The organism is Ochrobactrum sp. EDr1-4 (assembly GCF_049199085.1).
Lineage (GTDB): Bacteria > Pseudomonadota > Alphaproteobacteria > Rhizobiales > Rhizobiaceae > Brucella.
Genome location: NZ_JBLZOF010000011.1, coordinates 1 through 16655, shown reverse-complemented (window position 1 = coordinate 16655; position 16655 = coordinate 1). Strand labels below are relative to the sequence as shown.

Genomic DNA, 16655 nt, shown 5'->3' with positions numbered 1-16655 from the left:
ATGACCTCGGATAACATATACTTATCGGATGTTATAGACCTTCCCTCAAGCTATCACCAGTGCCGGACATTAAATAGATACTGGCGTCCGTTTAACAATTCATTTACTATAAATTCAATGCGTTATGATCTCGACCAGTTGCCTCTCCAGACTCTGTTGCAGCCTCTGGCGCTCGCCGGTGCGGCTTTGGCACGGCTTGACGAGCGGCTTGCCCATTCGCCGGTTGGCACAGGGCTGATTGAGCGTTTGCATTTTGCCGATGCCTGCGCCTCGCTGTGGCTCGATGGCGAACTGGTCGAGATGGAGGATCTCATCCTGCATGACGCGGCCCGTGATATCCGCTCGCCCAGTCACGCGCTGACCATTGCCCGGGATGTGTTGCAGACGCGCCGACGCATTGTAGCGCATGAACCTGGATGGGCGTTGAGCCCAAACGGTTTGCGCAGTGTGCGACAGGCATGGCCTGTAGCGCCATTTGGTGATGGCGGCATCGCCGCAGAGAGCGAAAGTGCAGCGGAGCACGACCCGGCGGTCGATCAGCACCACCGCGACGGGGCGGGGAGGAAAGGTTGGTTGGACGATGGGCTCGAGCAGCACGATATTGATCTCGACGCCATTGACGCGGTGCTGACACGATCCGACGACGTGTTGGCAAGGGTGAAGCAGCCGCAACGGCTGGCGAAGCCGGAGACAGACCCGCTGATCCGCGAACCCGACTGGGATGAGGAGGAACGGCTCAACGAATGGCGAACCGTGTTGCGTTCGATCCGGGATCTGCCGCCGGTGTTGCAGGCTATCCTGGCGCTCGATGCCTGGAATAAGCTCGCGGTGTTGCAGCGGGCGCCGTGGTTGGGTCGTTTGCTGGCGGCATCTCTGTTACGGCGCGAAGGTCTGACCACTCAGGCACATCTTGTGGCCTTCAATGCTGGCCTCAAAACTATCCGCGTTGATCGGCGGCGGCATCGCAATTTCGAAACCCGGTTGCACGCCAGTCTCGACGGCCTGATTGCTGGCGTCGAGCTTGGGTTTAAGGAGCATGACCGGCTGTTGCTGGCACGCCAGATGCTGGAACGACGGCTGACCGGACGGCGTGCCTCGTCAAATCTGCCGGGTATGATTGAACTTGTGTTGGCCAGGCCACTTGTGTCGACAGGCCTGATAGCCAAAGAACTCGACATCACACCCCGCGCCGCCCTTCGCCTCGTCGAAGAGCTTAACCTCCGCGAAATGACCGGCAGAGGGCGGTTTCGCGCGTGGGGGATTAATTAAGCAACTGGTCTCGGAGGAGCGTCAGCAAAAGCCTACGCGTCCGAGAGGGCAAATCGCTTTATTGAGCGATCCGTGCTACGCATGTTCGAGATCCCAATTAAACTAAGGCTTACTCAATACGGATTAACGCCAGTTCGCACAAATGCGTTCATCAAATCAAGTTTGACTTTGACATATTAAAGAAATCGAAAATACTACTTTGGGCTGTGGGATTCGCGCATGGTGACTCAAGTGTCGCGGGAAGACGTGACGGTTGCTTCGAATGGTGCAAGTGGCGACTCCTGTATGTAGGAAATGCGAGGTGGGGGAATTGAAGGCGAGGGGACTTTCGGCGTTGCCGATACTTACACTAGCGAAAACTGCTGCGCGCGCGCTTCTCAAATGTCTGCCAGACGACAAGGACATCGGAAACGTCTGCATTGATCTGGACCATTTCGAAAGCAAGGAAGTCGCGAGCTTCAATGCTAGGCTCGCAACCCTACCTGTTCACGATCGCAATTATTGGCTCGGCACCCTCTACACCCTTATGATGTCACCTGTGGACCGGCGGGCTCAAGCCGCTTATTTCACACCACCTTATCTGGCGAGCGCCGTCATCGACATGACTTTGGAACATGGCTTTGATATCGAGAAGCACCACGTCCTTGACCCGGCAGCGGGAGGAGCTGCGTTTCTATCCTTAATTGCAGATAGGATGCATCGTGCGGGCTTACCGAAGAAGGATATCGCCGATCGTTTGAACGGCATCGAGATCGATGAACAACTTGCGCAGATGTCGGAATTTCTAATCGCCGAACAACTTGAGGGCTTTCGGAGCCGTCAGATTGTTAGGGTCGGAAATAGTATCTATGCACAGTCGGATGTGTCCTATGATTTGGTAATCGCTAATCCTCCCTATGGCCGCATGAGACCGAATGATCTTCCAGAAGCCAGGTGGGGGAAGGTCGCATATCGCAATCATATCAACAAATACGCGATCTTTACCGAACTTTGTCTTCGCGTCGCTAGAAAAGATGGTCTGGTTGCACTCGTCATACCCTCCAGTTTCCGAGGAGGACCGCTCTATGACCGCATGAGGTCGTTTGTTGCAAGCCAAGGACAGATATTGGTACTGGGTACTGTCACGAATCGGGCGGACGTTTTCGCTGACGTGGCACAAGATGTAAGCGTTTTATTGGTGAGAAAGGGCCCGCCGCATCGTGCCAACCACCGAGTGAAATTTCCAGCAATCACGGGAGTCGGCGTCTCTCATCCTGTTCCGGCCGGCCTACTTCCAGATGACATGTCGTCACCGTGGTTGGCTCGAACAGACGCAATGAGCGACTACGGCGGCGCAACACTGTCGGACTACGGCGTTTCTGCAAAGGCGGGATATTTCGTCTGGAATAGGGAATGGGACAGAATTTGTGATTCGGCAGATGGCTACGCCTATCCCTTGTTTTGGGCAAAGAACGTTAAGACAAAGAGCCTATGCCGTCCTTTGAACCGCAGCGGCGACGGCATTGATTTCGTTCGCGTTCCTCCCGGTAGCACTGCGATCGTGTACGGACCTGCCGCCATAGTGCAACGCATTACGAACAGCAGCCAGCCACGTCGTATCGTAGCCGCAACGGTTGACCAAGAATCGATTGCTCCCTGGAAAGGATTCGTATCCGAGAACCATACGATCGTCCTTTCCGCGTCCAACGCAACGCATCTCGATCTTCTGGTGTCGCTCCTCAATACCAAGGCGGTGGACGAACGCTACCGGGCCGTTTCGGGAACCGCCACTGTCTCGGTGAAGCTCCTCCGTAAGCTCGATCTCCCAACTCCACACGCATTTCGAACTGCATTGCAGGAGACGGACGACATAGAGGAGGCGGCGGTCATTGCCTACCGAAACGGCAATGTTCAATCGTTTTCGGAGGCGTCGTGATGAGAGGCAGCTTTCGTGGAGCCCCCAACACATCGCTGTCCGACCGCCTGCGCCAGCGTGAAGAGAACGCGAAGCATAGAAGCGCTCTGCTTGCCGCTCTTTCAACCGATAAGGAGCCAAAATGCTTCCAGGGCGAAGATCCGGCCAGTGAAAATTACAGAATTGCCACCGTTGCTGATGCGCGGCTTGCCGCGCTTGCCAACGTTCCGCTTCGACCGATCGGCGAAGACCCTCAGCCGCTCTCCGATGTCTATAACGAGATCCTCCGAGCCTCGATCGAGGCATCGGAAGAGGGCGAACCGACGGTCCTGATGACCTGGCCGGAACGGGACATCTGCCTATCGGCTATTGCGTCGCTGCTTACCCTTGCTGACGTCGCGGTGGCTAAGGAAACCATGATCGACAGGTACGGCGTAAAGGTGAAGTCATTTGAACGGCCCAAGGGCTTCAAGGCTATGATCTATCCATACGCCAGGACCACCCACGAGTTGGCCCGCGATATCCAGGTCGACCGGAAATATCTTCATCGCACCCATCTCGATCATCTGCACAGACACAGTGTCGAAAATGACGATGCCCGATCCCTCAAGGATTATCATCAGATACTGAGCCGCGTCTCCACCCTTTCCGGAAAGGGCAGGGACGGCACAATACGTGCGGAGTTCGAGCACCCGACCCTGGATGAGATTCTCCCCCACGGCGGTTGCGACGGGATCGTCCACTCCAACGGTTCGCTTCTCTGGCGGACAGCGTCGAGAACGGATCTAAGGGAACACAATACCGTCAGCAAGCACGCGAACGACGGAAATCAAGCCGAGTACTTCCTCTACGGCCTCAAACGGGGAGAGGAACACGCGATGCGAAAGGTCCGCGGCGGCCTGAACCTGATCCTCTTTGACCTCACGCGGACAGGAAGAGGCAGGCTCGGCGACGATTGGGTCGATCGGGCCGCCCGCATATACAAGCTGATGCGGAAAGCATTTCCCCGCACCGGCTTCGTCGCAATCACCGAGGATCCGTGGACCTTCGACAAGACACGGTTCGAGATATTCAGTGAGATTAACGAGCCGCGTAGTCGGAAACTCCAGCCTGCAAAATCCAAGACCATCACGGCACTATCTTCGCTGGTTCTCGAATCCCGGGAAGAAGCGATCGCCTGGTCCGGAGTAGAGACTGTCCAAGTCAAGGGCTTCAATGGGCCCGGCCGGAAGATCATAGATGACTTGCGGGCGGTGCGTCATCGGGTGAAGCGGGGAGGCGATCCCTCCGGGCTTGCTGCGATCAACGATATCATCGCGAAGCTGCGTCGGACCTCGTGCCTTCCCGGCTCCTTTTCAGCCTTCAACCAGTATCTTTTCAACGAGCACGGCCAGGCAGCCGCGGCGGACGTGATTGAGAATTACCGCGTTGCACCGCAAGTGCAGATGCTTCAGCAGCCGTCCCATCGAGCATTCGTCGTCGGTGGGTCCGAGCTAGCCGCCGCGCTGCAGGAGGCCGCGACGGCGATGACGGAGTTCAATCGAGCAACGCCGATGTCGAAGATGTTGGAGCATGCCGTCGGCAGGGTCATTAACTCGTCGTCCAAGACACTCTTCATGTTCCGAAAACAGACACTTGCCGAGTTTGCGGAGGAATATCTTTGCCGGGTTATTCCGAATTTGCGTGCCAAGCTCGACAACGAGATGATCGTCTTCTCCGGCCCCGGCGGTCTCACGGACATCGCTGGCTTCGCTCCGTCCGAGCGAAACAGGTTCAAGAGGATCTTCGTTGTATCTCCACCGCGCGATGGAGTTCTCAGTTTCTTCGCTCGGACATGGCTGCCCGCGGAGGTCATCGTTCTCGCCGACGGAGACACGCTCAAGTATTCGGCCCGCGATGCGTCCCGATTGGCAGAGCAGCTCAGGGAGCCGGAGATAGCGTCCAGACTTCGCCTGTTCGCTGACAATGCCCAGAAGGATGTGGCTGGTCTGGGCATGGCTCCGATTGAGCTTTCCGAGACTCCCGAGCTGCCGGAAGAAGTACATTTTCCGTCAGAGTCCGTGATCAACCTCGTCGGGGCGTACAGCAAAACCGACGGCGAGCTGATTGAACTCACGATGGAAGGCGGTCAGACGATTATCGCTCGCCCGGGTTCGGCACTCGTGCGCCTGGACACCTCGCGGTCTATCCAGACTTTCAGACGGATAGCCGCAAAGGATGCCCATGAGCGGGACAACATATGCGTCATTAGCTCCAGCTTCGTTGACCGCGCACGCCTCCTTCTAAGCATCCGGGCCAATGCATCACAAGCAATCCGGGACTACCACGAGGAGGTGATGGATCGCTTTGCAAGGCTCAGCGGGCTTCATGAGAGCGACAAGATCCGGACTCTCATCAACAAAATGGGCGATCCCAATCTTCAGATCGCAACGGTTCGTCGATGGGTTCACCTCCAGAAGCAGCTGCAGGCCCGACTGGAGGATGTGGTCACCCAAGCCCCACGACAGCCCGAAACCTTCACCAAGTTCACGGCTGCCCTGGGGATCACCGCCAATCTTGCAAACCGCTTCTGGCACTGGGGCGTCCGCGCCCAGCGTAGCTTCAGAATGAAGGCCGGAATGGAATTCCACGACGCCTACCTCAACATCCTGACCGATCCAGACGCGTCCCTCGCTTTTGCCAGGGATACCAAGCGCGCCAACGAAATCGCCCAGCTGATACGCCTAGCTGAAGAATACGTCTCGCCAGTCAGAGCCATCCGGAGATTCAAGCCATGATGAAGGCCAAGACACCCAGCGAACTTTCTAGCATCGATGTCGAACTTAAGGAAGCTGTCTGCGACGCGCTGGTTAACATGATCACCCGGCGGGCAAGCGGGACCGACGAGGCGGGTCGGATCGTATATGGCAAGAGCCCACGCAGAAGCGTCTTCTCCGGCCAGTTGTTGCCCAGAATGTCGAGGGAAAACGAGGACGAAACGTCCGACATCAAGATTGCCGCAATCGGCATGGACTTCAATATCGATGCAGAGAGTTCGTCCGAGATCACTGTAGCCCCACGGTTTTCCGTCTATGTGCGCGTCCTTCCCACCTGGGAGGAGATCTCCACCGAGCGGTTCGGTATCGCAATCGATTTCAAGCTGAGAAAGGACAAGAAGCAGGAGATCGACGAAGAGATCCGCGGACGTCGCCAGGAACTTTATGCCCAGGAGAAACTGGATCGTTCGGACTGGAACGAGCTGTCACAGGAGGAGAGGGAGGCACTTCACTCGCGCAGACGCGAGATCCGCGACAGCCTTCGCAACAGCGTATACGGGAAGCATGGCATCATCCTGGACAAGGCGAGCCTCGACAGGTTCGGAAGCTCCGAGGGTAGTCAGACGGAAGAGACGGATGAGGCTGCTCCCGTCGACGGCGCCGAAGATCCGGATGCCGCTCCATCACCGGCCATAGGCAGGCTTGTGACTGGCGGCGCGCAGATCCCGACAGCCCTGCTGTCGCCCGCGGCCATACCGCCCAAATGGAAGCGGATCGACCTGAAGCTGCCAAGTTTCACCTGGTCGGCAGCACTTTCCGGAAGCGCCCTGAAGGAACAGTTCGAACAGTTCTCGAATACCATGATCACCGAGGTGCTGGCGCAGCTTGCAGAATGGCTCAGTGGCGAGGGCGCGAAGATCGCCTGGCGGGACCAGACCGTCTCGCCAGCCAACGCGGCCAGCAAAGCCGATTGGAATAACTTCATTGCCGAGTTGTTGAAGGCACCCGCCGATCCGAAGCTACTCCCTGACCTTAGAGCAGTGGCGCTCCGTGCCGAGCGACAGCGAGACTTCGCGGATCCGTCTCGCGCATCGATCCGGGTTACACTCGACAACGGCTGCACTGAGCTTTCCAAGGTAGAGTCCCGATACAAGTGCAATGCCATCTTCGGGACGAGCATTTCCTTGAAGATGTTAAGAGGCGATCACAGGCCAATTCAGCTCGACCGCGTAGAGGCGTCGTATAGATTCCGCGATTTCATGACCTATCCGGCAATAGGCTTAAACTGCGGCGTGGAAAGCCAGGAGATCGAGGAGGGACTTCTGGAGCTTTCGACGACTTGGTCACCGCGTTTCAACCAGCCTCGTATTGTTCCGCGCCGGATTGACCGTGTCGAATACCGGTTCCGACCGCTGGCCGATGGTTATGACGTCTCCCGTCTGCTTGATCTCGCCGACGAGTATCGCAAGTGGATCGACGAAGAGGAAAGGGATATCGCACCGAAAATCGCACGTGGGCTTTCTTCCGACGACGCAGTACGAGAACAGGAGCGGTTTGCAACCGACCTAGCCGGGCAGCGACTGGAGGCACGCCATATCGAGCAGGGCGTACGAGTACTGATATACGCCCGCGAAGCTGCACTCGCCGCCACGCAAGCTACGGGACTGGAAGCGGACAGGCTTCGACGGAAAGCGGCTCCATGGCAAGCGTGGCTAATGATGAATGAATCCTTTGCACGGCGCGATCGAAAAGACCCTGAGAGAGGTTGGCGCCTATTTCAGCTCGCCTTCATACTGGCTCACATTCCGACTTTTGCGTCCCGGATGGAGGAATATTCCGACGCCTTCGACGTCGAGCGTGATGAACTTGCAGTAAGCCTGCTTTACTTCCCCACGGGCGGCGGCAAGTCAGAAGCGTTCTACGGTGCGCTAGTGTTCGCCGTCTTCCTCGATAGACTTCGGGGCAAGGAACGCGGCATAACCGCGATGATCCGCTATCCCCTCAGACTCCTTACTCTCCAGCAGGCGCAACGCCTCCTGCGGCTGATTGTGTGGAGCGAGGTGGTTCGCAAGGAAAAGAAGGTCGGAAACTGGCCAATAGAGATCGGCTTCTGGGTCGGATCGTCTAACACGCCAAACCGTTTCAGCGAATTGAAGGCAGCTCTGCCGAATCTGGGCGACTATCCGGACGATCAGGAAATCGGGTACGGCCGGAGCAGAGAGGCGAAGCGGTATCAGGAAGCACAGGCTTCTTACAACAAGATCCCGACGTGCCCATGCTGCGGGCAGGCCACCGGGCTGCGGAAGTTCAAGGCGGCCGGTGGAAAGGCTGAATTTGCCGCCATCATCTGCTTCGATGCGAAATGCGAGTGGAACAAGATCCATGAGGGCGTTAGTCCGCTTCCCTTTCTGCTAACCGACGATACCATATACCAGCGAGCTCCCGCGATTGTACTCGGCACCGTCGACAAGCTGGCAATGCTCGGCCAGAGCACGTCTACCATTACGGAAATCCTTGGAATGTTCGGACTGGCCCGATGGATTGGTCCGGATGGACATCTGTCCAGCCCATCTGATAGGGAGACGCTGCTCAACGGTCCCGCGGCCGTTGGTCTTCGTGGCGTCGCCCCCGCCTACGAGAACGGTAGCAGTGTTTTCGTCGATCCGTTTCCATCGCTCATCATCCAGGACGAAGCTCACCTTCTCGAAGAAAGCCTGGGCACATTCAGCGGTCTTTTTGACACCCTGCTCGACAACACCTTCACGACAATCAGCCAGATGGCCGGGGAAAAGCTGGCAGTAAGCCGATACAGAGATGCTTCCAACAAGCTCGTTCCGCGTCTTCCCAAGATCGTGGCGGCAACCGCCACCATCAGCGATCCCGATCGACAGCTCAGGACACTCTATCAGCGAAAACCGCTGCGATACCCGTATCCCGGTCCTGACATCTATCGCTCTTTCTTCGCAGAGCCGGATCGAGCCCCGCCAACAAATGGCGAACGCGTGGCTCTATCGACGGAACTGCCGAGCCACCTCGTTCCCGAGGCGACGGCACCTTGGATGCGTCTCTACGTCTCCTTGATGACCAATGACGCCACCCACACAGTGACCACGGTTGGAGTTCTGAGCTCCTTCCACACCGTCATCTCCCATCTGTGGTGCGATTTGCTCGATCCCGCCCGAACTCAGACCGCCATCGGCGAGCTGTCAGCATCGGTATCGGCGGGAAAGCTAGGCGCCTGGAGACGTGCCGCCATCGGGCGCGCTACGACCGAAGGACGCGAAGACGAGATCATGGCACTTGTGGACCTCCATCGCATTGCGCTTGCCTACGTGACCAACAAGAAGGGCGGCGACCAGATCATCGATGCTTTGCACTCTGCCGTGGCACAGAAGCACGCGGTAGCAGGGATTCCTCAGACCAAGTTTCGCAGCAGACTAATCTCCGGCGGCATCGACATGCAGGAAATCCAGAGCGTGATGAAGGACGCCGAGACATCATTCGCTCAAACCGGATATCCAGAGATCGGCGAAACGCTCAGAAACATCGTCGCCACCTCGGCAATCAGCCATGGCGTAGATGTGGACAGATTCAACAGCATGTTCTTTGCAGGACTGCCTTCCGACATCGCAGAGTACATCCAGGCCTCGAGCCGTGTCGGCCGAACTCATGTCGGGTTCGTCATGCTGCTTCCCACCCCGCAAAGCCGGCGCGACCGGTATGTGATCGAGACACACGACATCTTCCATCGCTTCCTGGAGCGAATGATCGCCCCGCCTGCCGTGGAACGGTGGTCGGACGCGGCCATCGACCGGGTCCGTGCCTCATACTTCCAGACTTGGGCGATGTTAGGGGATGCCAGCAATTTTCTCAACCTGCCGGATAATCGGAAGTCGGAATTCGTCACCCGGGACTCGACCACGATCCTAAGCCGACTGGCCACCAGGGATACACTTGGCTTCGCCAACGACATCGGCTCCTTCATGCTCGCATCGATGGGGTTCGCCGGGAAAGGCCCCGATGCGATCGGCAAGCCCGTTGCTGGGGAATACTACCGAAGCCGTACCGACGCAGCTTCTCAGAACCTCAGCAGAGCGATGAAGGATTTGAATTACGAGGCTAAGTTGCGGCGCTACTGGGAAGAACAGGATTCGACGCTTAAGAAACCGATGACCTCCCTTCGCGACGTGGACGAGGCAGGCCTGATCGTTGCTGCAGACTTCGACCGTAATGCATCAGGAAACACCCGCATCATGGATGCCGCCGACATCGCTGCCGTCATGAGGTCAATCCGAAGGCAGCGCGGGGATGCCGCGGAAACAGACGGCGAGATCGAAAGGCTGGAGAGTTGATATGAGCGGTGGAGCTAAGACGCTAGACATGGAGCGCGGCCGCAAGCGCCGCCCATCTCCCGAAGAAACGGAAGCGGCGAAGAAGGCGGCGCCGCCAATCATGCAGCGCTCGCGCGCGCAAATCGCAACATCCTATGCTCCCGGTGTCCTGATGACATGGGAAGGAGGGCGGGGTATCTGCAAGTCGGTCCCGATCAGAATGCCGTTCTCGCAGCGTTTGCCCAGAAACGTCAGCGACACTATCTTCGAGGGCGTCCGCGAATTCGCGGAAAGCTGGAGGGAGAGAGCTAGGGAAGGGTGCCCGGATGCGCTCGACGAATTCATTCTCGACGACGCCTTCTACGACCTTGCCACCAAGGAAGTGAGGATCAACCAGACGGATTTCGTTCTGAACCAGCCGAACGTCGTGGGGTACGTCCCTTACCCGTTGTTGTTTCAGTGCGGAGATTGCGGGACCGTTCGAGAATACAGGAGCGTCTCCGAACTGGCCGATAGGAAACTACCTGCTCGCTGCAAGGACCACGAATCCCGCTGGACGCAGGTAGACGTCGTATACGCACACTGGTACGGTACCATTGAGCCGCTGAGCCCCTACAACTATACCTTCGACGATCGCGCTGGCGCGACGCGGCAGATTACGCACTGCACCTGCGGATGGCAGCAATTTACTCTGAAGAACAGCGCTCCTGTGTTTTCAGAATGGAAGTACGTCTGCGAGGGATGCGGGACGCCGCGCGATCTCAAGAAGGCCGAACGACATGTCCTTCAGAAGCTCAAAACCGACAGTCTAAAGCCTTGCGGCAAGTCCTTCGAGTGGATCGAAATCGACATGCTTCCGGTATCGTATCGAGCAAGCAGCGCCTTCTATCCGCAGCGCGCGAGCTTTATCGAACTCCGGGAGACCAAGGTCGTCGAGCTGATGAGGACGACACATACGGAGGAGCTTCTGCAAAAGCTCGCCGAGATTCATTCCATACCGTATCAGGAGCCGTCCGATGCGGAGATTGAGTCCAAACTGGAGAAAGATGGTAAGCAGGACGATTGGGAAGAGTATAAGTCTCTTCGAAAGATGTTCCAGAAGCGCGCCGAAGGAGCGTCCGATCGTGCCGATCTCGGCAATGCGATGCGAAAGCTCCGCGAAGGTTGGTTCGACGCAGGTCTGCTTGAGAGAGGAAGACTGCAGAGCCAGGCAATCGAGTTCGCCGTGGGGATTCGCAAGGACTGGGCTCGGAAGTTCGACCCTATCAGATTGACGATTGAACACGCAGCCTTCGTAGAGGAACACATCCAGGACTCCCAGTCGGGGGTTCGGAAGACGGCGGTTGATGTCCTCAATCCCGATATCACACTCATGGAGAAGGCTGGCGTCCCAGACAAGCTGAAGCGCTATCAGGCCGATATCAAGGACCTATTCGGAAAGACTGGTATCAGCCAGATGTATTTGCTCCGCAGCCTGCCAATCTGCGAGTACAGTTTCGGTTACACCCGCGTTTCGTCGACGCCAGTTTACCAGCGTGAGTCTAACAACCGCAAAGTCCCGATGCCCGTGCGCTTGGTGGCGTTCGATACGATGCGGGATGGTGACAGGCCGATTTACGTCACGCAGCAGAAAAACGAGGCGCTCTATATCAAGCTTGACGAGCAGCGCGTCCTGAAATGGCTCCAGAAAAACAATGTGGAAGGTCTCCCAACCTCCGGATCGGACCTCGCAAGAGCGTATCTTGAATCCTACCAGGATTTCGGCCAGTTCCTCGACAAGTACAAGAACAAGGAACGACAAGGCAAATCGCGAGAGATTGCGCCGTTCGTCTACATGCTCCTCCACTCCCTTTCCCACCAACTAATCCACTCGCTGGCGGATGCGTCCGGCCTCGATCGAGATGGCATCGGCGAGTACATATTCCCCGCCGATCTCGCATTCACGATCTACCGGAAGGGGATGACCCCGGATCTGGCCAACATCTCGGCCATGTGGCGAAACCACGCTATGGACTTCCTGCGGCGCTCGATCGATGCGCGAATGCTTCGATGCGGCTCAGGGAGTCTGTGTGACAGCCGCGGCGGCGCTTGCCCAGCCTGTATAATGGTGAGCGAGGTCTCATGCAGCGCGTCGAACCTATTACTTTCCAGATCAGTTCTCAAAGGCGGCCCGGCGCCCGAATGGGAGGCTCCTGGCTCTGCCGACATCGTCGGTTACTTTAGTTTTGAGCTCGATACGTGGCCGGCCCTTGATTAGCTCTACAGATCAGAGATCGCCTAGTTGTGACGAAACCCCTTGAGCGCACCGACGGGATATTGCCTTTTTAACATTTTGCGATAAGGGCGCAGCAGCATCTGGTGATTGACACGCCGCTTATTTCAAAATGTAACGGTTATGAACACGATCTGAAACCTCGTTGTGCGACGAGCAGCTGCCCTGATCTGCGGACTCGTTCGCGAAAATGGTAATAATGTCATCACTCACGTCGAAGCGTCGCGCAATTAGTCCATCCGGGATAAGGGACGACAAATGAAAACCGAAATCCATAGCGTGTTTCTTTTCGATACCCCCAGTACTTTCAAACAGAAACTTATAGAATATGAGTCACCCCCTAATATTCCACGCTTAATCACAGCAATTCGGCTTCAATCGACTGAGGAAATTGGTTGGAGCACGTGCCCCTTGAGAATGATCTTTGTGCACTCAATTTCGCCTATTATCGGTTCAAGGATCGACAAATCTTCACTCGTCGAGAAAATCACCTGTTGCCCACGATCCTTTGATTTCGCTGCTCTTCGCAACAACTGCTCGAAGCTGACCTTCGAAGATGATTGCTGTCGCGGTTCGTCAAAGACCAAAACACCCGGGTGGTTTGTAATGTTTAATGCGGCCAGTTCGAGCAAGCCCAGCTGATAGGCCCATTTTAATCGTATTGCATCGCTGGCAGAAGTTTCAAAACCGATTTCAAAACCTTCAACTTCGGGGCGATACGTATCAAGGGAAATAGCAAGATCGTCAGGTCGAAATGTTTTAAAACCGAATTGCTGTGCTTGCGCACGTAGCAATTCAGATAGTCGGTTAAGCTTTGCCTTATCGCTGTCAGATAGCTCGTCGTCAGGGAGCGCGTTTCTCTCTTTAAGGAGAGCCGTGTACTGCTTGGACAAATCGCTGAAGCCGTTTACCGCACCATCAAATAAAGACTGTAGCTCCGAAAAATCTTTGATCTTCTGTTCAATCAGAATGCGCTCCTCAATCGCTGAAGCTGAAACGCTTGTCGCTGGTGCGACTAGGTCAGCTCTTAGGGTTCTAATTGCCGTATAGGCTTCGCTGAGGTCACGATTTAGCTGTGAAACTAAACCTTCACGGTCTTGATTTTCCTCTTCCTCGCGCCGAAGTATATCTTCAAACATTTTGATTTCAGATTTAATGTATGAGACATTATCTTCGATTGGCATAATCGATGCGAGCGCGTTCTGAGATAATAGAGTATCTTGTAATCCTTGTTCGCAGGTCGGGCAGCGGTCAGGACTAAGGGACCATTGAACGCCTGAAAATCGCTGTAGTTTTTGAACATCTTGGTTTTTCTGAAGATCTTCCCGCAAGGCGTGGATTCGCCGTGTCAGGGCGTCAACATCTGCCAATTTTACTTGCCTCAACGCGTTAAATGAAAGACGTTGGACATTGAGGCGCTCAACTTGCGTGAGCACCTCGGCGAGTTTGGCTTCTATGGCTGGCACATTGTCGGACACAATGGGTACTTCTGCTTGGGAAATGGAGTCGTGTTCGTACCTCAGCGACCTAAGATACTCATCAAGTGGCGTCCACCCACCTTGTGTTGCTACTGATACGAAACCACTCGTAATCGCATTTAAATCAGTGACAGGCTTCTTAGAAAGTGCCTCTATGCGTGAGGCAGATCGATTCAGAAACTGGCTGAGTTCTTGCCAATTTGTTTCCCATCTGCTCGTAAGAACGTTGATGCGTTGATTTAACTGTTCACGTTTGCGTTCTAATTCATAGGCCTCAAGCCCCGCGATGAACTCGACCGCTCGTTTGTGGACCTCTCGAATGCGAAAGTATGTAGGTATGGCTGCGGGAATGGAGGACCATCCGGACTTTTGTTCTACCCAGAAAAGAGGGAAAACAGTTTCGAGATAGAGCTTAATGTCTTCCTTCTCGTAACCTCGAACTATGGGGAGCTCCCAACCAAGAAAGTTCTCAAAGAAATGATGGAACCCATCCTCGCGTTGAGCCGCACCTGGGTCTCGGACGAAGAACTGCTGGGTTCGATAATGGCCTTCGGGGTCAGACAGTCCAGGGCCGAACTGTACAGTTATCAGGCGATCGTCGAGTTTTGAGACAATAGGGCGATGAACTGTTACTGTTGTGCCAACTGAATTCTCCAGTTCGAGCATCACATCAGATTCAACGACTCGCACGCTCGCGCCACTATCTGTTAGAAGATGGCTTGTCATCGCGTGTGGTAGTGGAATTTCTCGACGCGGGCTGAGCATCCGTTCTAAACCAAGTGCGTAAATCATCCCTTGAAGGCAGGTTGATTTCCCCATGGTGTTGTCAGCCCAGAGAACATTTAGCCCGTCGGTAAAACCGAGCTCAACTCCGTACGAGCCCTGCTCTGTGAGTGCACGAAGCTTAAAGCGTCTCAATTTAAAGGTCATATAAGCTCCTCCGGACGCCAAACCGTTTTCATAAATTTATCTGTCAGCTTCGGCGCAACTTCAGAAAGGAAGCTTCGCTCGGCGTGTAGCACGTCGCTGTCTTTGGCGATTTCCTCAGCTGCTTTACGACCCTCATCTGTCAAAACAACCACCGATCCTTTGTTAACGCTTACAAGACCCATCGAATGACTTAGCGCCACCGCGCGGTTCAGCCACGGCTCGACTCTGACCGATACGTCTAGTGGACGATATCGTCCCGCGATCAATCCAATTGCCTCCTCCCGCCCTTGTTCGAGCCGCACATTGTGTGCAAGAAACTGGAGTTTCTGAAAACTCGCCTTTTTCCCTCGACTGTAGAATACACTTAGGAGCAGTATCGCCAATCCCCAAGCCATCCGCAGATCGCCGGCGACGGGTTCAGGGCGTACGGTAAACGTGAATTTGGATGTATTCAGAATGTCTAAGAATGTGCTTTTACTGGACATTTGGAAAATCCAATGGGCATTGCATTATCCATTCAGAGATTGTTCCGAACACGAGCTGATCGACGTTTTCCTGCGACAGGTTTGGCGCCGCCCCCTTAATTGCTTCCTTGAGGTTTACAATCTCATCGTTCAAGATGCCGCTGGCTGTAATTGCAGTGGGTCCTGCAAACTCTAAATGGCGCCTTCGACTTGCAATCGCTGTGGCAAGGTTGTCATGCAACTCGGGGGCCTGAGAACGAAGGGCACTCATAAACGCTGCGCCTTGCAGATGATAACGGGCAGCATCTGCAACCGCATCTTCGAGTTTCTGAGGAGTTGTTCGCTTTGCAAGCTTAGTGCGAGCGGTGGAAAGCAAATCCTGTGACCCTTCCTTCTTCTCCCAAGAGCTAATTTGAGGATCAGTTGGATTAGGGATGCTGAGTTTGATCAATGATAGTTGCGCTGCGTTGAGCGTTAGGACATCAGCGCCAAAAAAAGCTTGATCATGAATAAGCACCTCAAACTCAGGGTCGAGATAATGGAGGGTTTTCGATCGGAGCTCAGTGGTCTTGTTCGCGCAGTGTATGTTGACGTCCTTGCTATCGTGTAATGGGCTGAGCAAGACCCATCTCTTTATCGGTGCGCCAAGGAAGAGTTTTGATACGATAACGTTGTTTTTTTGAAGCTTACCCAGATCCCTAGTAATCTTATCTTTCTGCTTCTTCGCGCGTTCAGCTACTCCGATAGGTTCTTCTACCGAGTAACACTGATATGCTACACTGTCTTTATTGCAGTAGTAGTCGATCCCAAGATCGCCTTGATCTTTGGCGGGTACCTTTTGAACGTTTAAAGCACCATGTCGACAATTCAGCAACCCAAGCGCGAATATCTCCCAGTCGTCGGGATTCCATATCGTTGTTGTTGACGGCAAGACTTCCCCCCAGCGTTCAGTAGGTGCAATTTACATGAAGTAGGGTTGCGTGCAATTAGAGATTCGCAGCTGTGGGTAGCATCTTCTGGATTTTGGATCTCATTGGTAAACGGTCCTAGACTGAATAGGTTAACCGTAACCGCTGTTCTGGCCCCACATTCTGTTTGATTTTGCACTCTGTCATTGAGAGTTAGCGAATGGATAGAACGGAGTTTCTCCATGGAGCCTCGAATGGAGTTTCTCTCAAGCGATCAGAGTAAGCGTGACAGCCATCGTCAGTGGCCAGCTGATTTAAAAGCCCGGATTGTTTCGGAAAGCTTGCGCCCTGGT

8 protein-coding genes are annotated in these 16655 nt (G+C 55.1%); 5 read left to right on the top strand and 3 right to left on the bottom strand.

The features are described from left to right. Window positions 1-117 precede the first annotated feature (117 nt). The 5 genes from ACOZHT_RS21485 (at window position 118) to ACOZHT_RS21465 (ending at window position 12507) form a co-directional block, all read left to right on the top strand. Window positions 118-1269, top strand: coding sequence for an RHE_PE00001 family protein (locus tag ACOZHT_RS21485; protein ID WP_421566537.1), 1152 nt, complete (start codon window positions 118-120; stop codon window positions 1267-1269). Between the two features lie 301 nt (window positions 1270-1570). Further along, on the top strand, window positions 1571-3184 hold the full coding sequence (locus ACOZHT_RS21480; RefSeq protein ID WP_421566536.1) for an N-6 DNA methylase: 1614 nt from the start codon (window positions 1571-1573) through the stop codon (window positions 3182-3184). Then, window positions 3184-5940 carry a hypothetical protein gene (locus ACOZHT_RS21475; protein WP_421566535.1) on the top strand — a complete coding sequence of 919 codons (2757 nt, stop codon included), beginning with the start codon at window positions 3184-3186 and terminating at the stop codon, window positions 5938-5940. The genes ACOZHT_RS21480 and ACOZHT_RS21475 overlap by 1 nt, the downstream gene beginning before the upstream one ends. Beyond that, on the top strand, window positions 5937-10271 hold the full coding sequence (locus tag ACOZHT_RS21470; RefSeq protein WP_421566534.1) for a DEAD/DEAH box helicase family protein: 4335 nt from the start codon (window positions 5937-5939) through the stop codon (window positions 10269-10271). The genes ACOZHT_RS21475 and ACOZHT_RS21470 overlap by 4 nt, the downstream gene beginning before the upstream one ends. Window position 10272: 1 nt before the next feature. Next, window positions 10273-12507, top strand: a complete 2235-nt coding sequence (locus ACOZHT_RS21465; protein WP_421566533.1) for a hypothetical protein — start codon at window positions 10273-10275, stop codon at window positions 12505-12507. 389 nt (window positions 12508-12896) lie between these two features. Here the strand turns inward: ACOZHT_RS21465 and ACOZHT_RS21460 are convergent, their stop codons facing one another. From ACOZHT_RS21460 to ACOZHT_RS21450, 3 genes are read right to left on the bottom strand one after another with little or no spacing between them, the layout of a single operon-like run. Then, on the bottom strand, window positions 12897-14930 hold the full coding sequence (locus ACOZHT_RS21460; RefSeq protein WP_421566532.1) for a hypothetical protein: 2034 nt from the start codon (window positions 14928-14930) through the stop codon (window positions 12897-12899). Further along, window positions 14927-15415, bottom strand: coding sequence for a hypothetical protein (locus tag ACOZHT_RS21455; RefSeq protein ID WP_421566531.1), 489 nt, complete (start codon window positions 15413-15415; stop codon window positions 14927-14929). Before ACOZHT_RS21455 ends, ACOZHT_RS21460 begins: the two co-directional genes overlap by 4 nt. Continuing rightward, window positions 15405-16325, bottom strand: a complete 921-nt coding sequence (locus ACOZHT_RS21450; RefSeq protein WP_421566530.1) for a hypothetical protein — start codon at window positions 16323-16325, stop codon at window positions 15405-15407. The genes ACOZHT_RS21455 and ACOZHT_RS21450 overlap by 11 nt, the downstream gene beginning before the upstream one ends. Window positions 16326-16655: the final 330 nt, after the last annotated feature.